At 70.4% G+C, this 19,055-nt stretch carries 16 protein-coding genes and 1 riboswitch; of the genes, 9 read left to right on the forward strand and 7 right to left on the reverse strand.

Annotated elements, in window-relative coordinates:
* Positions 1-58 precede the first annotated feature (58 nt).
* From EAO73_RS08620 to EAO73_RS08640, 5 genes are all read left to right on the forward strand, one after another.
* The gene (locus EAO73_RS08620; RefSeq protein WP_147970806.1) at positions 59-1,489 is read left to right on the forward strand and encodes an HD-GYP domain-containing protein; all 1,431 of its coding nucleotides are present in this window, start codon (positions 59-61) and stop codon (positions 1,487-1,489) included.
* The gene (locus EAO73_RS08625) at positions 1,486-2,769 is read left to right on the forward strand and encodes an HD-GYP domain-containing protein (RefSeq protein WP_147970807.1); all 1,284 of its coding nucleotides are present in this window, start codon (positions 1,486-1,488) and stop codon (positions 2,767-2,769) included. Before EAO73_RS08620 ends, EAO73_RS08625 begins: the two co-directional genes overlap by 4 nt.
* 91 nt (positions 2,770-2,860) lie before the next feature.
* The gene (locus EAO73_RS08630) at positions 2,861-3,853 is read left to right on the forward strand and encodes a tetratricopeptide repeat protein (protein ID WP_147970808.1); all 993 of its coding nucleotides are present in this window, start codon (positions 2,861-2,863) and stop codon (positions 3,851-3,853) included.
* Between the two features lie 105 nt (positions 3,854-3,958).
* Positions 3,959-4,597, forward strand: coding sequence for a peptide deformylase (def, locus tag EAO73_RS08635; RefSeq protein ID WP_147970809.1), 639 nt, complete (start codon positions 3,959-3,961; stop codon positions 4,595-4,597).
* A 162-nt stretch (positions 4,598-4,759) separates the two neighbouring features.
* A complete protein-coding gene (locus EAO73_RS08640; protein ID WP_191133972.1) occupies positions 4,760-5,491 on the forward strand; it encodes a D-Ala-D-Ala carboxypeptidase family metallohydrolase in 732 nt (243 codons plus the stop codon).
* Between the two features lie 65 nt (positions 5,492-5,556).
* Here EAO73_RS08640 and EAO73_RS08645 read toward each other — a convergent pair whose 3' ends face one another.
* Positions 5,557-7,455, reverse strand: coding sequence for a family 20 glycosylhydrolase (locus EAO73_RS08645; protein WP_224756247.1), 1,899 nt, complete (start codon positions 7,453-7,455; stop codon positions 5,557-5,559).
* A 95-nt stretch (positions 7,456-7,550) separates the two neighbouring features.
* Positions 7,551-8,525, reverse strand: coding sequence for a GlxA family transcriptional regulator (locus EAO73_RS08650; protein ID WP_147970810.1), 975 nt, complete (start codon positions 8,523-8,525; stop codon positions 7,551-7,553).
* Positions 8,526-8,606: 81 nt separating this feature from the next.
* Between EAO73_RS08650 and EAO73_RS08655 the strand changes: the two genes are divergently transcribed.
* The gene (locus tag EAO73_RS08655; RefSeq protein ID WP_147970811.1) at positions 8,607-8,819 is read left to right on the forward strand and encodes a hypothetical protein; all 213 of its coding nucleotides are present in this window, start codon (positions 8,607-8,609) and stop codon (positions 8,817-8,819) included.
* On the opposite strand, the gene EAO73_RS08660 is transcribed toward EAO73_RS08655, so the two are convergent.
* The 5 genes from EAO73_RS08660 to EAO73_RS08680 form a co-directional block, all read right to left on the reverse strand.
* Positions 8,816-9,883: a ribonucleotide-diphosphate reductase subunit beta gene (locus EAO73_RS08660; RefSeq protein ID WP_018521028.1), complete on the reverse strand. Its 1,068-nt coding sequence runs from the start codon at positions 9,881-9,883 to the stop codon at positions 8,816-8,818. The genes EAO73_RS08655 and EAO73_RS08660 overlap by 4 nt on opposite strands.
* Positions 9,883-12,273 (reverse strand): ribonucleoside-diphosphate reductase subunit alpha, encoded by a 2,391-nt coding sequence (locus tag EAO73_RS08665; protein WP_147970812.1) that lies wholly within the window; start codon positions 12,271-12,273, stop codon positions 9,883-9,885. The genes EAO73_RS08660 and EAO73_RS08665 overlap by 1 nt, the downstream gene beginning before the upstream one ends.
* Positions 12,274-12,412: 139 nt before the next feature.
* Positions 12,413-12,551: riboswitch (cobalamin riboswitch) on the reverse strand.
* A gap of 52 nt (positions 12,552-12,603) precedes the next feature.
* The gene (gene mctP / locus EAO73_RS08670) at positions 12,604-14,220 is read right to left on the reverse strand and encodes a monocarboxylate uptake permease MctP (RefSeq protein WP_147970813.1); all 1,617 of its coding nucleotides are present in this window, start codon (positions 14,218-14,220) and stop codon (positions 12,604-12,606) included.
* Positions 14,217-14,471, reverse strand: coding sequence for a DUF3311 domain-containing protein (locus tag EAO73_RS08675; RefSeq protein WP_147970814.1), 255 nt, complete (start codon positions 14,469-14,471; stop codon positions 14,217-14,219). The genes mctP and EAO73_RS08675 overlap by 4 nt, the downstream gene beginning before the upstream one ends.
* Before the next feature lie 241 nt (positions 14,472-14,712).
* Positions 14,713-15,483: a GntR family transcriptional regulator gene (locus EAO73_RS08680; RefSeq protein ID WP_018105573.1), complete on the reverse strand. Its 771-nt coding sequence runs from the start codon at positions 15,481-15,483 to the stop codon at positions 14,713-14,715.
* A gap of 281 nt (positions 15,484-15,764) precedes the next feature.
* Here EAO73_RS08680 and EAO73_RS08685 point away from each other — a divergent pair, with 281 nt between their 5' ends.
* The 3 genes from EAO73_RS08685 (at position 15,765) to EAO73_RS08695 (ending at position 19,048) form a co-directional block, all read left to right on the forward strand.
* Positions 15,765-17,063, forward strand: a complete 1,299-nt coding sequence (locus tag EAO73_RS08685; RefSeq protein ID WP_147970815.1) for a sugar ABC transporter substrate-binding protein — start codon at positions 15,765-15,767, stop codon at positions 17,061-17,063.
* A gap of 114 nt (positions 17,064-17,177) precedes the next feature.
* Positions 17,178-18,188 (forward strand): carbohydrate ABC transporter permease, encoded by a 1,011-nt coding sequence (locus EAO73_RS08690; RefSeq protein ID WP_147970816.1) that lies wholly within the window; start codon positions 17,178-17,180, stop codon positions 18,186-18,188.
* On the forward strand, positions 18,185-19,048 hold the full coding sequence (locus EAO73_RS08695) for a carbohydrate ABC transporter permease (RefSeq protein ID WP_018521034.1): 864 nt from the start codon (positions 18,185-18,187) through the stop codon (positions 19,046-19,048). Before EAO73_RS08690 ends, EAO73_RS08695 begins: the two co-directional genes overlap by 4 nt.
* The last annotated feature ends 7 nt before the right edge of the window (positions 19,049-19,055 follow it).

Below are 19,055 nucleotides of genomic sequence, written 5' to 3' on the forward strand. Positions count from 1 at the left end.
GGGACGCCCCGCTCGTTAGCGTGGCCCCTTCACGAGCGGAGCTGGGGGGCGAGCCAGGGTGAGAGCCATACGCGGGGCGGCGCGGGCCCACATCGGCGCCGTCGCCCTCGGCGCGGCCCTGTGCGCCCGGCCCGCCCTCGGCCCCGGAGCGGACACCCCGTGGACCACCCTGGGACTGCTCACGGCGCTCTACCTCGCCTGTGAACTCCCCGGCCGCCGGGCGCCCTTCGGCGGCTCCGTGCCGGTGGGCGCCGGATCGTTCTTCCCGCTGCTGCTCGCCGCCGCCTTCCTGCTCCCGCCCCCGGCGGCGGCGCTCGTCGCGGTCCCCGGTTCCCTGGTGGGCCGGGTGGACAAGCCGCCGGCCGCCGCCCGCCGGACCTGGCGCGCCGCGGAGCTGGCCGTCACCGTCTGGGCGGCGTCCTCGGTCCACGCGCTCCTCGGCGGGCCCGCCGCGCTCGGCGGCCCCGCCCCCGGCAGCCCGCCCGACCTGCCGTACGCGCTGCTGCCCGTCTGCGCGGCGGCCCTCGCCTTCAGCGCGGTGCTCGCCGCCCTCGACGGTTCGATCCTGCTCGTCGCTGAGCACCTGCCCGCCCGCCGCGCCTGGCGCGGGCTGCTCCCGCGCTCCCTGGGCCCCCACCTCGTGCACGGCCTCGCCGGGCTGATGATGGCCGTCCTGTGGAACAGCTCGTACGGGCCGCCCGCCGCGCTCGTCGTGCTGCTGCCCATGTACATCTCGGGCTGGGTCTTCGCCCAGTACCACCGCGAGCACGCCGCGCACCGGGCCACCATCAGGGCCCTCGTCCAGGCCGTCGACATCAAGGACACCTACACCCGGGGCCACAGCGAACGGGTCGGCCGCGCCTCCGTCCTCATCGCCCAGGAGCTGGGCATGGACCGCGAGCGCGTCGAGGTGCTCCGGTTCGCCGGCATCCTGCACGACGTCGGCAAGCTCGGCGTCCCCACCCGCGTCCTGCGCAAGGACGGCCCGCTCACCCCCGAGGAGCGACGGGTGATCGAACTGCACCCGGAGTACGGGCACGAGATCGTCCGGGGCATCGGCTTCCTCGGCGAGGCCCGCGCCGCGATCCTCCACCACCACGAACGCCTCGACGGCAGCGGATACCCCTACGGGCTCTCCGGCCGGGGCATCCCCGAGTGCGCCCGCGTCGTCGCCGTCGCCGACGCCTTCGACGCCATGACCTCGACCCGCTCCTACCGCCGGGGGCGGCCCGTCCCGGTCGCCGTGGAGGAGCTGAAACGCTGCGCGGGAACGCAGTTCGACCCCCAGATGGTGCGGGCGCTCGCGCGGGGCCTGGAGCGGTACGGCTGGTCCGGGGCGGTGACCGCGGACGACGCACGGCTGCCGCCGCCGCGGGAGGAGGGCGGCGATCGGGGGGCCCAGGCCGGCGCGGTCCCGGCGCCCCTGAGCCCTGAGACACCCCTGAGCCCCCGGGCACCCGACGGCACCGACGGGCAGGGGCCGCGGTGACCCCTCGGCGGGCGCGGCCGGGGCCCGTGACCCTGGGGGCGCGCGCCGCCGCCCTGCTGCTCGCCGTCGCCGGGCTCGGGTACACCCTCTGGCGCGGCGTCCACGACCCGGGGCACGCCCTCGCCTTCGGCGCGCTCATCACCATCGGCGAGCTGGCCCGCTGGGGCGCCCTGCCGGGGGAGCGGGAACCCGCGCCGCTCGGGGCCGCCGGGGCCCTCGCGTACGCCCTGCTCGGGCGCAGCGGCGGGGAGCCCACCAGCCACGGGGTGCTCCAGGTGGTCGCCGTGCTGGCCGCCGCCCAGCTCGTCGCCTCGGTGCCGCAGCTGGCGCGGGGCGACGGACCGGACGCCGACCAGGTGGCCCGGCGGCTGCTCACCGTGACCTTCGTGGCGGTCTGCTTCCAGCCGCTGTACAACGCCGGACGCTGCGAGCGATGGTTCGGCGACGGTCCGTACTACGCGGCCTTCCTGCTCCTGCTGCTCGGGCTCGCCGCCCTGTGCGACGCCGTCCTCGCGGCCCTCCTGCTGCGCGCCCGCACCCTGCCGCGCGGCTCGCGCGCCGCCCCCGCGCCGTACGGGCCGCTCCTGCGCGACGAGCTGCGGGCCCTGACCGGTATCGGCTCGGCCGTCTGCGCGACCGGCGCGGTCATGGCGCTCGGGGTGGCCGCCGCCGGGCTGTGGGCGCTGCCCGTGCTCTGCGTACCGCTGCTGCTCACCCAGCTCTCGTTCCGCCGCTTCGCCGCTGTGCGCACCACGTACCGGCAGACCATCGCCTCGCTGGCCCGTTCCACCGAGATCGCCGGCTACACCCCGCACGGCCACGCCCGCCGGGTGGCCGAGCTGTGCACGGCCGTCGGGCGCGAGATGGGGCTGACCGGTCCCGAGCTGTCCGTCCTGGAGTACGCGGCGCTGATGCACGACATCGGACAGCTCTCGCTGGTCGATCCGGTGCCGGACGGGGCGACGGCCCTGCTGCCGGCCCCCGAGCAGCGGCGGATCGCGCTGCTCGGCGGTGCGGTGGTCCGGCAGACCGGGGTGGACGCGAAGGTCGCCGTCGTGGTGGAACGGCAGGCCGACCCCTATCGCGAGCAGCCGCTGTCCGCCAGGATCGTCCGGGCGGTGAACGCATACGACGACCTGTGCGGGGAAAGTCTCTCCGGGCCGTTGGGTGCGCTGGAACAGCTCAGGCTCGGAACCGGGCACGACTACCAGCCGCAGGTCGTGGAATCGCTGGCCCGGGTTCTGGCCCGGGGCGGTCTGAGCCCCGTCCCCCTTGGGTAACCGATGGGTAATGAGCGGGCCTCCGGCCCGGCATGGTTGGATGCGAAGAGAGCGGTAGAACGAGGGTGTCCAGTCGGGACAGGCGGGAATCGTGAGGATCTTCGGGAAGGTACGGCATCGGCCGTCCGCCTCTTGGCGGCAGGCCACGGACCGCGCGTTCACGCTGATCGGCGACGGCCGGTACGAGGACGCGGGCGCACTGCTGACACGTGCGGCGGACCTGGAGCCCTGGCTCTCCGAGTCGTGGTTCAACCTGGCGCTGCTGCACAAGTTCCGGCACGACTGGGAGCAGGCGAGGGCCGCCGGGCTGCGCGCCGTCGCCCTCCTCGACAAGGAGTCCGGAGCGCCGGACTGGTGGAACGTGGGCATCGCCGCGACCGCCCTCCAGGACTGGCCGCTCGCGCGCCGGGCCTGGCAGGCCTACGGGCTCAAGGTCCCCGGCGGCGGCCAGCAGACCCCGGCCGCGGGCAACGAGCCGGTCGGCATGGAGCTGGGCAGCGCGGCGGTACGGCTGTCGCCCGAGGGCGAGGCCGAGGTGGTCTGGGGCCGCCGGCTGGACCCGGCCCGGATAGAGGTGCTGTCGATCCCGCTGCCGTCCTCGGGACGGCGCTGGGGCGAGGTCGTGCTGCACGACGGGGTGCCGAACGGCGAGCGGATCACCGCGGCGGGCCCGTCCTACCCGGTGTTCGACGAGATCGAGCTGTGGGCCCCGTCGCCCGTGCCGACCTGGGTGGTGCTGCTCGAAGCGGCGACCGAGGCGGACCGGGACGCGCTGGAGCAACTGGCCTCCGACGCGGGCTTCGCCGCCGAGGACTGGTCCTCGTCGGTGCGGCTGCTGTGCCGTTCCTGTTCGGAGAGCCGGATGGAGAGCGACGAGGGCGACGGCGAGCACCTGGACCCGCACGACCACAGCGAACCGGGTCACCCGGGCCCGCTGGGGCACCGCACGGCCGGTGAGCTGTGGGTGCCGGAGCGCGAGTGCGGCCTGGCGGCGCCGGCGGGCCTGGTGCGCGGGCTGCTGGACGGCTGGGTGGCGGACAGCCCGGACAGCCGCGAGTGGCGGGATCTGGAAGAAGTCTGCTGACCGGTGCCCACAGGGCCTGTCCGGCGGATCATGGCGGGGTCCACGACGCCTGGCACTAGTCTGTGTACGCACCGATTCGGGTTTTGAGGAAGGCGTACGGCGGACATGGCGCAGCAGGAGACGGACGAGCAGGTCAGCGTCGACGAGGAGGGCTTCCTCATCGACACCGAGGACTGTGAGGCGCGCGAGACGGCCCACCGCGAGCGCGGCACCTCCCGCCCGATCACGGTCGTCGGCAACCCGGTCCTGCACAAGGAGTGCAAGGACGTCACCGCGTTCGACGACGAGCTGGCCGCGCTGATCGACGACATGTTCGCGAGCCAGCGGACGGCCGAGGGCGTGGGCCTGGCCGCCAACCAGATCGGCGTGGACCTCAAGGTCTTCGTCTACGACTGCCCGGACGACGACGGTGTCCGGCACGTGGGCGCGATCTGCAACCCGGTCCTGGAGGAGCTGCCGCCCGAGGCGCGAGTCCTGGACGACTCCAACGAGGGCTGCCTCTCCGTCCCGACGGCGTACGCCTCGCTGGCCCGCCCGGACTACGCCGTGGTGCGCGGCCAGGACGCCGAGGGCAACCCCGTACGGGTGCGCGGCACCGGCTACTTCGCGCGCTGCCTCCAGCACGAGACGGACCACCTGTACGGCTACCTGTACATCGACCGGCTCTCCAAGCGCGACCGCAAGGACGCGCTGCGGCAGATGGCGGAGAACACCCCGCGCTACGAGGTCGTCCCGAACGACTGACCCGGCGCACGCGCGGTCGTGCGGGCCCGTCCCGGTACGCCGGGCCGGGCCCGCACGTGTTTTCCGGAAAGTCAACTTCCATTTCTACACGCGTAGTTGACGCGCACCTTGCTTGTCCGACAGGCTCGTGCACCACCACTTCCACAGCGGCAGGGAGCCCCCGTGATCAGACGTTCCGCACGACTCCTGCTCGGCCTTGTCATGACCATGGCTTTCGCCTTGGGCGGGGCCGTGGTCACCGCCGGCACCGCACAGGCCGACGGCTGCTACACCTGGACCCGCACGCTGAGTCCGGGCGCCACCGGCAACGACGTGACCCAGCTCCAGATCCGGGTCGCCGGATATCCCGGGTACAACTCCGTCCTGGCCATCGACGGCTCGTACGGGCCCGCCACCACCGCCGCCGTCAAGCGCTTCCAGGCCGCCTACGGGCTGGCCGCCGACGGCATCGCGGGCCCCGCCACCCAGGCCAAGATCTACGCCCTCCAGGACAACGACTGCACCCCGGCGCACTTCACGTACGCCGAGCTGAACCGCTGCAACAGCACCTGGTCCGGCGGCGCGGTCTCGGCGGCCACGGCCAAGGCCAACGCGCTGAGCACCATGTGGAAGCTGGAGGCCCTGCGCCACGCGCTCGGTGACCGGCCCATCACCATCAACAGCGGTTTCCGCTCGACGTCCTGCAACAGTGCCGTCGGCGGCGCGTCCAACAGCCGCCATCTGTACGGCGACGCGGCCGACCTCGGCGGGATCGCCTTCTGCACCCTCGCCAAGGAGGCCCGCAACCACGGGTTCAACGGGATCCTCGGCCCGGGGTACCCGGACCACAACGACCACGTCCACGTGAACCAGGGCCCGAGCCACTTCTGGTCGGCGCCCAACTGCGGTATCTGACGCACGAGTTGGGGCCCGCCGGTCGCCCGGCGGGCCCCACCTGTGTGCCTACGACGCGGCTGTGCCTACGACGCGGCCCGCAGCGGCGTCCCGCCCGTCGTCTGCACCGCGGCGCCGTCCGACGACCGCTCGGTCAGGCGCAGTTGCGAGATCGCGTTGCGCAGGACGAGCGTCCCGTGGCCGGCGTCCAGCTGCCAGCGCTGGGTGCGTGAGCCCGCCGCACAGGTGCCGAGCGACAGTTCGGCGCCCACCTCCAGCGGGGCACCCAGGTACTTCTTCCCGCGCACCGCGTCCAGGCAGAGCCCGTCCGCCGAGCGGACCGTGTAGTAGCCGTCGGCGGTCGCGGTGAGCGTCCAGGCCGCCTTCGAGCCCCGTACCAGGGCGACCCCGGCGTCCGCCGCGGGCGCCAGCGCCTTCGCGCCGGACGTCAGCCGGTAGGTGCCGTCGGCCAGTTGGGCGCGGTCGGTGTTCTCCCAGCCGGGGGCGTGCCCGATGCGCCGGGCCAGGGCCTCGAAACCGGCGTACGTCGGGCTGGGCTTCGGGCCGCCCCAGGTGGCCTGGGCGAGGAAGCGGAGCGGCATGAACGTCTTCGCCTCGACCTCGTTCTCGGTCTCCGCCGCCGCGCTGTCCGGCCACAGGCTGATCTTCGCGCCGGTCAGGTTCGCCGCCGTGGCGGGCAGCGTCTGGCCCTCGAAGCGCAGGGGCGTCCAGTCGCTCTCGTACAGCTCCTGCGTCTTGGTGGTGTAGCCGCCGCGCACCAGGTAAAGCGCGTAGGCGGAGTTCATCACCGGGCGGCCCTCGGCGAGCAGGGCGGACGGCTGCTGGATGGCGCCGCCGCCGAGCCAGTGCTCGACGGTGATGTCACGGTCCAGAGGGACGAGCGCGTTGCGGCCCATCAGCCCGTCGTTCCAGATCCGCAGCGAACGGCCCTGGGCCTTCACATGGGCGTTGACCCGGTTGATGAAGTCCACGAACAGGTCGTCGGGGGTGGCCGAGGCGCCGAACTTCGCGGTCGCCGCCGCCTGGAGCTGCGGATAGTCCGGGTAGGAGGAGCCGATCATGTACTCGTCGGCGCCCATGTGCCAGGTGCGGGTGTCCCACACCTTCAGGGCCTCGTCGACCATGGACGTGTAGTACGTCAGCGCCTCGGGCCGGGAGATGTCCAGCCGCGGCGGGGAGGCGACGCCGTCCTTGTCCTTCAGCTGGAGCTCGGGGTGGTTCTCCAGATAGGTGTCCATATGGCCGGGGGAGTTGATCTCCGGCACCAGGTCGATGTGGTACTTCTTCGCCATCGCGACGAGCGAGCGGATCTGCGGCTTGGTGTAGTACCCCCAGAACGCCGACTCCGGGTCGGTGTCGCTCCTGACCTTCGCCTCGATCCAGAGCTGGTTGAGCTTCTGGGACGCCATGTCCTTCATCAGCCGCTCGAACCACGGCAGCGAGACGTTGATGTAGCAGGCGCAGACCCCGACCCCGCGCTCCCGGTACGCGGGCACGTCGGTCGCCGAGCCGCGCGCCGCCCGCCCGTCGTCGTTGAGCAGCTGCAGCACCGTGCGCGAACCGTAGAACACGCCCGCCGAGGTGGCCGCCGTGACCGTGACCCGGTCACCGACCTCCAGTCGGTAGCCCTCCGCCCCCAGTGAGTCCTTCAGCGAGGCGTCCTGGCGCAGCACGATGTCACCGGCGCGGGCCCGGCCCCGGGAAACCTGCGCCCCGCCCTCCAGCTCTCCGGCGAACCGGGCCGCGTCGTCCGCCGTCCGCCGCTCGCGCACGCCGTCCAGCACGATCCGGGCCCGGTCGGTGAGCACGAACTCCCCGCTGCCCGGCTGCCACTGGCGCAGCGCGGGCAGCACCTCCGGTGGCCCGGCCGGGGCCTCCTCGGCCGCGGCGGTCTGCCAGGGCAGCAGGGTGGCGGCGAGCGCGGCCACCACGGCCCCGATGGTCCTTCGTCTTGCCTTCCGCATGTCCATGGCATCGACCCTGACGCGCGCGCGAGGGCCCGGTCCATGGACAGGTCGTGCGATCGGTTGGACGAATGATCGGAGGGGAGCGGGCGGCCTCAGGCCGCCTCGGTCACGGCGGACGGCCCCCGGAAGGTGCGACGGTACGCCTGCGGCGTGGTGTCCAGCGAGCGGACGAACTGATGGCGAAGCGCGGCGGCGTTCCCGAAGCCGGTCCGGTCGGCGATGGTGTCGATGGTTTCGTCGGATGTCTCCAGCAGGTGCTGGGCCAGCAGGACGCGCTGGCGCAGCAGCCAGCGGTACGGCGTGGTGCCGGTCTCCTGCTGGAAGCGGCGGGCGAAGGTGCGCGGCGACATGTGCGCCTGGGCGGCGAGCTGTTCGACGGTCATCTCGCGGTCGAGGTGGCGCTCCATCCAGGCCAGCGTGTCCCCGACCGTGTCGCAGCGGGTGCGCGGCAGCGGGCGCTCGATGTACTGCGCCTGCCCGCCGTCCCGGTGCGGCGGCACCACCATGCGGCGGGCGATGGTGTTGGCGGCGGCCGGCCCGTACGCCTGGCGGACCAGGTGCAGGCAGGCGTCGATCCCCGCGGCCGTCCCCGCCGACGTGATGATCGGACCCTCGTCCACGTACAGCACATCCGGCTCCACCACGGCCTTCGGGAAGCGGCGGGCCAGTTCGGCGGCATGGCGCCAGTGCGTGGTGCAGCGCCGGCCGTCCAGCAGACCGGCCGCGCCCAGCACGTACGCCCCGGAGCAGACGCTCAGCACGCGCGCGCCGCGGTCCACGGCCCGGCGCAGCGCGTCGAGGACCTCCTCGGGATACTCCCGGTCCATGAAGTGGCTGCCGGCCGGTACGGCGATGAGGTCGGCCTCCTCCAGCCGGTCGAGGCCGTACGGGGTGCTGATGGTGAACCCGGCGTGGGTCCGCAGCTCGGGGCCCTCGGCGGAGACCACGGCGAAGTCGTGCACGGGCAGGCCCTCGTCGCTCCGGTCGAGGCCGAACACCTCGCAGAGCACGCCGAGTTCGAAGGGGTGGACCTCATCGAGGAGCAGAGCGGCGACATTGTTCAGCATGGACCCAGTGTGGCAGTAATTCGATGCTGTGTGACAGTCCTGCCACTGCCGCGGTTCCTCCGGAACGAGGACAGTAGAGGCATGAACACATTCCAGAACTTCCTCGGCATTTCCGTTCTTTTCGCCCTCGTCCTGCTGCCGGCCCTGGTCGGCATCGCCCGAGAGCGCCGCATCGACCGCGAGCTGCGCGAAGCGGAACAGGACCGCAGTACCCGCCCACCGCAAACGGCGGACGCCGCACGGCCGGTGGGGGCCGCACGGCGTCCGTACGTCAGGAGCTGGGCGAGGATCTAGAAGTCGTCGTCGAAGCCGACCGTGCCCTCGACGGCCACCTGGTAGGCGGACGGGCGCCGCTCGAAGAAGTTCGTCAGCTCCTGGACACCCTGGAGCTCCATGAACGAGAACGGGTTCTGCGATCCGTACACCGCGGGGAAGCCCAGCCGGGTGAGCCGCTGGTCGGCGACGCACTCCAGGTACTCGCGCATCGACTCGGTGTTCATGCCGGGCAGCCCGTCGCCGCACAGGTCGCGGCCGAACTGCAGCTCCGCCTCGACGGCCTCCTTCAGCATGTCGGTGACCTGCTGCTGGAGGGCGTCGTCGAACAGCTCCGGCTCCTCCTTGCGGACGGTGTCCACGACCTCGAAGGCGAAGTTCATGTGCATGGTCTCGTCGCGGAAGACCCAGTTGGTTCCCGTGGCGAGGCCGTGCAGCAGACCGCGCGAGCGGAACCAGTACACGTACGCGAAGGCGCCGTAGAAGAACAGCCCCTCGATGCACGCCGCGAAGCAGATCAGGTTGAGCAGGAAGCGGCGCCGGTCGGCCTTCGACTCCAGCCGGTCGATCTTCTCCACCGAGTCCATCCAGCGGAAGCAGAACTGCGCCTTCTCGCGGATCGAGGGGATGTTCTCCACCGCCGCGAACGCCGCCGCGCGGTCGTCCGGGTCGGGCAGGTAGGTGTCGAGCAGCGTCAGATAGAACTGGACGTGCACGGCCTCCTCGAACAGCTGCCGCGACAGATACAGCCGCGCCTCGGGGGAGTTGATGTGCTTGTACAGCGTCAGCACCAGGTTGTTGGCGACGATCGAGTCACCGGTCGCGAAGAACGCCACCAGGCGGCCGATCAGGTGCTGCTCGGCGGGCGTCATCTTGGCGAGGTCCGCCACGTCGGAGTGGAGGTCGACCTCCTCCACGTGCCAGGTGTTCTTGATCGCGTCCCGGTAGCGCTCGTAGAAGTCCGGGTAGCGCATGGGACGCAGGGTCAGTTCGAAGCCCGGGTCGAGCAGGTTCTTTGAAGCGGGGGTGTCGGTGCGGAGCGCCGTCGTTGAGGGGCGGTGGTCGGGCGACGGGTGGGCGGTCATTACTGGCAGGCCTCGCAGGACTCGGGGTTTTCCAGGGAGCAGGCGATGGCGTCCGCGTCGGGTGCCTGCTGTACGGGGATGGGGGCGGTGGCCGACGCCTGGCCGGACGCGGCACGGGCGATGCGGGTCGCCGGGCGGGAGCGCAGGTAGTACGTCGTCTTCAGCCCCTGCTTCCAGGCGTACGCGTACATCGAGGAGAGCTTCCCGATCGTCGGCGTCTCCAGGAACAGGTTCAGCGACTGGCTCTGGTCGAGGAACGGCGTACGGGCCGCCGCCATGTCGATCAGGCCGCGCTGCGGGATCTCCCACGCGGTGCGGTACAGCGCCCGCACGTCCGCCGGGATCCAGGCGAAGCCCTGCACGGAGCCGTTCGACTCGCGCAGCGCCTCACGCGTCCGCGCGTCCCACACGCCCAGCCGCTTCAGCTCGTCCACCAGGTAGCCGTTGACCTGGAGGAACTCACCGCTCAGCGTCTCGCGCTTGAAGAGGTTGGAGACCTGGGGCTCGATGCACTCGTAGACTCCCGCGATCGAGGCGATCGTCGCGGTCGGGGCGATGGCCAGGAGCAGCGAGTTGCGCATCCCGGTCTTCGCGATCCGGGCGCGCAGCGCGTCCCAGCGCTCCGGCCAGTTCACCTCGGTGTCGTAGTGGTCGGGGTGCAGCACCCCGCGCGCGGCACGGGTCTCCGACCATGCGGGCAGCGGGCCCGAGCGCTCGGCGAGGTCGCAGGAGGCCTCGTAGGCGGCGAGCATGATGCGCTCGGCGATCTTCGTGGAGAGCGCGCGGGCCTCGGGGGAGTCGAAGGGCAGCCGCAGCTGGAAGAAGACGTCCTGGAGGCCCATGGCGCCCAGGCCCACCGGCCGCCAGCGGGCGTTGGACCGGCCGGCCTGCTCGGTCGGGTAGAAGTTGATGTCGACGACCCGGTCGAGGAAGGTCACCGCGGTGCGGACGGTGGCGTCCAGGCGCTCCCAGTCGATCGAGCCGCCGTCGACGAACGCGCCGAGGTTGACCGAGCCGAGGTTGCAGACCGCCGTCTCGCCGTCGTCGGTGACCTCCAGGATCTCGGTGCACAGGTTCGAGGAGTGCACGACCCTGCCCGGCTCGGCGGTCTGGTTCGCGGTCCGGTTGGAGGCGTCCTTGAACGTCATCCAGCCCTGGCCGGTCTGGGCGAGGGTGCGCATCATCCGGCCGTACAGCTCGCGGGCCGGCATGGTCTTGCGCGCCAGGCCCTTCGCCTCGGCCGCCCGGTACGCGGCGTCGAACTCGTCGCCCCACAGGTCCACGAGCTCGGGCACGTCCGCCGGGGAGAACAGCGACCAGCTGCCGTCCGCGTCGACCCGGCGCATGAACTCGTCCGGGATCCAGTGCGCCAGGTTGAGGTTGTGCGTGCGCCGCTGGTCCTCGCCCGTGTTGTCGCGGAGCTCCAGGAACTCCTCGATGTCCGCGTGCCAGGTCTCCAGGTAGACGGCGGCGGCGCCCTTGCGCCGGCCGCCCTGGTTCACGGCGGCGACGGAGGCGTCCAGCGTCTTCAGGAACGGCACGATGCCGTTGGAGTGCCCGTTGGTGCCGCGGATCAGTGAACCCCGGGCGCGGATACGGGAGTACGAGAGGCCGATGCCGCCCGCGTGCTTCGACAGCCGCGCCACCTGGTGGTAGCGGTCGTAGATCGAGTCCAGCTCGTCCAGCGGCGAGTCCAGCAGATAGCAGGAGGACATCTGCGGGTGGCGGGTGCCGGAGTTGAAGAGCGTCGGCGAGGAGGGCAGGTAGTCCAGCCGACTCATCAGCCCGTACAGCGCGGCGACCTCGTCGAGCGCGCGCTCGGACTCGTCCTCGGCGAGCCCGGCGGCGACCCGGAGCATGAAGTGCTGGGGCGTCTCGATGACCTGGCGGGTGAGCGGGTGGCGCAGCAGGTAGCGGCTGTGCAGGGTGCGCAGGCCGAAGTAGCCGAAGCGGTCGTCGGCGCCGTCCGCGAGGGACCGTTCCACCAGCGCGTCCAGGGCGGCCGCGTGCAGCGTCACGAACGCGGCGGTGCGGTCCGCGATCAGGCCCTCGCGGTGGCCCACGGCGACGGACGCGGAGAACGAGGTGGCACCCTGGCCGGCGGCCTCGTCCGCGATGGTCCGGGTCAGCAGACGGGCGGCGAGCCGGGAGTAGGCGGGGTCCTCGGAGATGAGGCCGGCGGCGGCCTCGGTGGCCAGCGAGCGCAGTTCCGCCTCGTCCGACCGGGCGTTGCGGCCGCGCAGGGCGGCGGCGGCGACGCGCCCCGGGTCGGTGTCGGGCAGGTCGGCGGTGAGGTCGGTCAGGGTCCGCAGCAGTGCGGTGCCCGGTCCGTCGCTCGCGGTCCCCGTTGATTCGGCCGCTGAAACCGGATCGGCTGGCGCGATGGTCACGTGGTGCTCTCCCTCGCTCGGCTCTGGGCCGGCGGGGAGCGGGGGCAGCCGGGCAGGAGCGGGCCCGGACAGGGCGGCACTCCGTGCGGCGTCCACCGGCCCATCCACGAGGCCCGGACGTCTGGGCATCCGGTTCGGTCGAGCCGGATGCGCTGTCGGCAGGTCCTCGGACTCCACGGGTGCGCAGAAGCACACCGAATACACCGTTGCGGGACAGTTCCGGATTCGCACCGGATTCCCCTGCGGCGACAGCGAGCACGAGCATACATGTGGGGGCCGCCGGATGCGGCGGCCCCCACATGTTGTGTCGCGTGGCGTAAAGGTGTGCGGTCAGTGACCGCCCGGCGCCCCCGCCGTGGCGGGCGGCAGCTTCTCCTGGACGCCCGGGTCGCCCGCGTCCGCGGTGTAGTCGCCCGGGGAGGTCTCGTCGACCCCTGCGGGCGCCTTCACGGCGTTGAGGACGAAGGTGAGGACCACGGTGACCACGACGTTCAGCACGAACGCGGTGAGGCCGATGTAGCCGATCTCACCGAGGCCCGGGATCTCCTTGGAGGACCCGCCGAAGTGCTTCTGCGTCGGGCTCGCGACCCCGTACGCGGCGGCCGTTCCGTAGATCATGCCGACCGCCCAGCCGGCGAGCAGCGCCCAGCGGTGGAACCAGCGGGTGAACAGGCCGCCGACCAGGGCCGGCATGGTCTGGAGGATCCAGATCCCGCCGAGCAGCTGGAAGTTGATCGCGACCGTCTTGTCCATGGTGAGGACGAAGGCGAGCGCGCCGACCTTGACCAGCAGCGAGACCAGCTTGGAGACCTTGGTCTCCTGGGCGGGGGTCGCGTCCGGCTTCAGGAAGTCCTTGTAGATGTTGCGCGTGAACAGGTTCGCCGCGGCGATGGACATGATCGCGGCCGGCACCAGCGCGCCGATGCCGATGGCGGCGAACGCCACCCCCGCGAACCAGTCGGGGAACATGTTCTCGAACAGCTGCGGGATGGCGAGCTGGCCATTGTCCACCTTGACCCCGGCGGCGATCGCCATGAAGCCGAGCAGCGCGAGCAGGCCCAGCATCAGCGAGTACAGCGGCAGGATGGTGGTGTTGCGGCGGATCACGTCACGGCTGCGGCTGGAGAGCGTCGCCGTGATGGAGTGCGGGTACATGAACAGCGCCAGCGCGGACCCGAGCGCCAGGGTCGCGTACCCCCACTGGCCGGCCGCGGCGGGTGCGAGGCCGCCCGCGCCCGCCTTGGTGAACTTGTCCTGGGCGGAGGCGAAGATGTCGTCGAAGCCGCCGAGCTTGATCGGGATGTAGATGATCGCCACGGCGATGACCAGGTAGATCAGCCCGTCCTTGACGAACGCGATCAGCGCCGGCGCCCGCAGGCCCGAGGAGTACGTGTACGCGGCGAGCACCGCGAACGCGATGAGCAGCGGCAGGTCCTTGACGAACCAGTTGGTGTTCTCACCGCCGCCGACGCCCATCACGTCCAGCACCGCCTGGATGCCGACGAGCTGCAGCGCGATGTACGGCATCGTGGCGAGGATGCCCGTGACGGCGACCGCCAGCGAGAGCCCCTTCGAGCCGAAGCGCCCGCGGACGAAGTCCGAGGTGGTGACGTAGCCGTGCTTGTGCGAGACCGACCACAGGCGCGGCAGGAAGGTGAAGATCAGCGGGTACACCAGGATGGTGTAGGGCACCGCGAAGAAGCCGGCCGCGCCCGCCGCGTAGATCGCCGCGGGGACGGCGACGAAGGTGTACGCGGTGTAGAGGTCGCCGCCGAGCAGGAACCAGGTGACCCAGGTGCCGAACGAGCGCCCGCCCAGGCCCCATTCGTCGAGGCTGGCCTCGTTCTCGGCCTTGCGCCAGCGGGCGGCCAGGAAGCCCATGACCGTGACGGCCAGGAAGAAGAAGATGAAGACGCCGAGCGCGACGCCGTTCACGCCGTCGTTCATGCCGACGCACCCCCCTTGCGGGCGCGCTGGTCACGCTGCCACAGCTTGTACGCGACCATCGTGAGCGCGGTGGAGATCAGCACCCAGAGCATCTGGTACCAGTAGAAGAACGGGATACCGATGAAGGTCGGGTCGATCTTCGCGTACGAACTCACCCAGAGCATCGCCACGAACGGCGCGATGAGACACAGGGCGATGACCACCCGCACCGGTGTGACGGTGGGTGGTTTTCCTTCTGGTTCTTCCGCCATGGCGGCGACTCCGTCCCCTCGCTGATCACCTGTAATGCGCAGGAAATCTAGGCGAGTCATCCGGCCACCGTCACCCCCTGTCCGCATTGCGGTCCGGCAACGGTCGTCAGCGACCGGCCGGATGGCCGGAATGACGGCAAACGTCCGAGGCTTGGTCCAGGCCAATCCGGGTTCCGGGGACGCCGAATGGCCCCCGGGGGCGGGTCCGGGGGCCATTCGGGGAGCACATGCGTGCGGTGGGTCAGTCCAGCGGACGCTTCAGGCGGGCCACGAACTTGTAGCGGTCGCCGCGGTAGACCGAGCGCACCCACTCGACCGGCTCGCCCTGTTCGTCCAGGGAGTGCCGGGAGAGCATCAGCATCGGCAGGCCCACGTCCGTGCCGAGCAGCCCGGCCTCGCGCGGGGTGGCGAGCGAGGTCTCGATGGTCTCCTCGGCCTCGGCCAGCCGGACGTCGTACACCTCGGACAGCGCGGTGTAGAGCGAGGTGTACTTGACCAGCGAACGGCGCAGCGCCGGGAAGCGCTTGGCCGAGAGGTGCGTGGTCTCGATGGCCATCGGCTCCCCGCTCGCCAGGCGCAGGCGCTCGATGCGCAGGACGCGTCCGCCGGCGCTGATGTCGAGCAGTCCGGCGAGGGTGTCGTCGGCGGTGACGTAGCCGATGTCCAGGAGCTGCGAGGTCGGTTCGAGCCCCTGGGCCCTCATGTCCTCGGTGTACGAGGTGAGTTGCAGGGCCTGCGAGACCTTCGGCTTGGCGACGAAGGTGCCCTTGCCCTGGATGCGCTCCAGCCGGCCCTCGACGACCAGCTCCTGGAGCGCCTGGCGCACGGTGGTGCGCGAGGTGTCGAACTCGGCGGCCAGGGTCCGTTCCGGGGGCACGGGGGTGCCCGGCGGCATGGTGTCCGTCATGTCGAGGAGATGTCGCTTCAGCCGGTAGTACTTCGGTACGCGCGCGGTGCGCGTCCCGGCGCCCGCCCCCGTCTCGTTCTCCGAACTGCCCCCGTCGGCACCCATGGCCCGCCTTCCCGACTGCTGCGTTGCTGCCGTCACCGGCTCCTCCGTCTGTCGCGGCTCACATGGTGGCACGGTCCGGTCACGGCTCGTCGCCCTCCCTCAGGTGTCGGTCCTATAACGGACGCGAGTGCACTTCTTATACACCCTTGACACCCCTAAAGGTCTAGGCCAAGCTCCGGGTACTGGTCTAAACCATTAAAGACCAGGTCCCAGCCCCAGAGGTACTCGTCGACGTTCTCGCGCGGTGGGGAGGGGGTTGCAGCATCCCTGAGGAGGGTGGCGTGAAGCGCAAGCTCATCGCGGCGATCGGCGTCGCGGGCATGTTGGTTTCCATCGCGGCGTGTGGTTCGGACGACAAGACGTCCTCGAAGGACCCGAAGGACCGCAAGGAAGACCTGACTGTCTGGCTCATGGGCGAGGCCCAGTCGACCTGGCCCGAACTGGTGAAGGACGTCAACGCCCAGTTCAAGAAGAAGTACCCGAACGTCAACGTCAAGATCCAGTACCAGGGCTGGGCGGACAAGGTCAAGAAGCTCGACACCTCCCTCGGTGGCGACAAGTTCCCGGACGTTGTCGAACTCGGCAACACCGAGACCATGCAGTACATCCTCAACGGCGCGCTCGGCGAGATCGACACCTCGAAGTACGAGAACTCGGACACCTGGATCAAGGGTCTGAAGGACACCTGCTCCTACGAGGGCAAGATCTACTGCGTTCCTTACTACGCCTCCGCCCGCCTCGCGGTCTACAACAAGGACATGCTGAAGGCCGGTACCGGCAGCGACGTCCTCCCGCAGAACGAGGACGATTTCCTCAAGGCCATGGACAAGGTCCAGGCCGAGCTCGCGAAGAAGGACAAGCGCGCCTCGTCCCTGTACTACCCGGGCCGTTACTGGTACGCCGCCATGTCCTACGTCGCGGCCGAGGGCGGCCAGATCGCCAAGTACGACGAGGGCTCGAAGGAGTGGAAGGCCAGCCTCTCCACCCCCGAGGCGCAGAAGGGCATCCAGCACTTCATCGACCTGGTCAAGAAGTACAACAAGGCCGACCAGACGAAGGACGAGCAGGACCACGCCAACGTCATGGCCAACGAGAAGGCCGCGGTCATCTACGGCCAGGCCTGGGAGGCCGGCAGCGTCACCACCGGTGACAACGGCAACCCGAAGCTCGACGGCAAGATCGCCACGGCCGGTATGCCTGGCCCGAACGGCAAGGCGCTCCCGTCCTTCATCGGCGGCTCCGACCTCGCCACCATCTCCAAGTCCAAGGTCCAGGACCTCGGCGAGGAGTGGATCTCCCTCTTCACCAACGCGAAGTCCATGGACGTCCTCGCGTCGAAGAACATCCTCCCGAACAACGAGAAGCAGCTTGAGCCGCTGAAGGCCAAGCCCGAGACGGCCGCCATCGCCAACGCGGTGCCGGACGCCTGGTTCACGCCGATCGCTCCGGGCTGGGCCTCCATCGAGAAGGAGGAGATTCTGGAGAACATGCTCCTGAAGATCCTCAAGGGCACGTCCGTCGCCGACGCCACCAAGAAGGCCGACAGCGAGATCGACGCACTGATCAACAAGAAGGCCTGAGCCTTCTGATCGCCAGGCGGGGGCCCGGCACTGCGCCGGGCCCTCGCCTCCTTTCGCTCAAGAACGCCGTGTTATCCGGGGGCTGCCTCGGACCCGCGATGGAAGGTCAGCCACGTGACTGCCGCCGATACCAAGGCCGCCGGGCCACCGGTCCCCGTACCACGTGATCCCCAGGCGGACGGGAGCCCGCTGTCCGGTGAGGTCAACGGCCCCCTGAAGCAGAAGAGGAAGCGGAAGAAGGGCGAGCTGCTGCCCTACTTCCTGATCCTCCCGGCGATCGTGGCGATCGCCGCCGTCTACCTCTATCCGCTCGCCAAGACCGTCATCATGTCCTTCCAGGACATGGGCCGGCGCGAGCTGTGGACCGGCGACCCCGCACCCTGGGTCGGCTTCGACCAGTTCACCAACATCCTCGGTGACTCCGAGTTCTGGTGGGTGACCTTCCGCACCGTCGTCTTCATGGCCGTCTGCGTGACGCTGACCATGGGCATCGGCCTGCTGATCTCCCTGCTGATGCGCCGGCTGTCCACCTGGGTGCGGCTCATCCTGACCTTCTGCCTGATCGCCGCCTGGTCGATGCCGCTGATGGTCGCCGCCTCCATCTTCCGGTTCATGGCCGACTCCGACTACGGCCTCATCAACACCCTCATCGCGAAGGTCGTGGGCGACGACTGGCTCGGCCACAACTGGTACCTCGACCCGGTCCAGGGCTTCGCGATCATCACGCTGCTGGTCGTCTGGGGCGCCATCCCCTTCGTCGTCGTCACGCTGTACGCCGCCCTCACCCAGGTCCCCCAGGAACTGGAGGAGGCCGCCTCGCTCGACGGCGCCACCAGCTTCGGCATCTTCCGCTACGTGACCTGGCCGGTCATCAAGCCGGTCTTCAGCATGGTCTCCACGCTGTCGGTGATCTGGGACTTCAACGTCTTCGGCCAGATCTGGCTGCTGCGCGGCAGCAAGCCCGAGCCCGAGTACGAGACCCTCGGCCTCTACTCCTACTCGAAGGCCTTCGAGTCCACCTCCTTCAGCCAGGGCACCGCGATCGCCCTGATCACGGTGATCCTGCTGTCCGCGGTGGCCGTGTACTACCTGCGCCAGCTCATGAAGACGGGAGAGGTCGAATGAGCACCACGACCGACACACCACAGGTCCTGCGCCCGGACCGCAAGAAGACCCGCGTCGGCCTGAACATCCTCGGCCTCGGCATCGCGCTGGTCATGGTCTTCCCGGTCTACTGGCTGGTCGTCAGCGCCCTGCGGCCCAGCCGCGAGATCCGCTCGTACGACCAGACCCTGTGGCCCTCCTCGATCACCTTCGACAACTTCGTCAAGGCGGTCGACCAGCCGAACTTCGGCACCGCGGTCCAGTCCAGCCTGATCGTCTCGATCACCGCCGTCGTCGGCGGCATGATCATCGCCACCCTGGCGGCCCTGGCCATCGGCCGGTTCCGCTTCTTCGGCCGCAAGGCCCTGGTCCTGATCATGATCCTGGTCCAGATGCTGCCGCCCACGGCGATGCTCATCCCGATCTACGCCCAGCTCAACGCGATGGGCGGCATCGACGAGTACTGGAGCCTCATCGTCGTCTACCTGGTCTCCACGCTGCCGTTCGCGACGATCATGATCCGCGGCTTCGTGGTGAACATCCCGGTGGAGCTGGAGGAGTCCGCCATGGTGGACGGCTGCACCCGCTTCGGCGCCTTCCGCCGCGTGATCCTCCCGCTGCTCGCGCCCGGCCTCGCCGCCGCGTCGATCTTCGCCCTGGTGAACGCGTGGAACGAATACCTCTTCGCCTACATCCTGATCAACGACAACTCCAAGTACACGCTCAACGTGTGGCTGATGACGTTCACCAGTGAGCGCGGCACGGACTACGGTGCCCTGATGGCGGCGTCGACCATGATCGCCCTTCCGGTCGTCATCTTCTTCATGTTCGTGCAGAAGAAGATGGCCGCGGGCCTCACCTCCGGCGCCGTGAAGGGATAACGCCGCC

The organism is Streptomyces sp. col6 (genome assembly GCF_008042035.1).
Classification (GTDB): Bacteria; Actinomycetota; Actinomycetes; order Streptomycetales; family Streptomycetaceae; genus Streptomyces.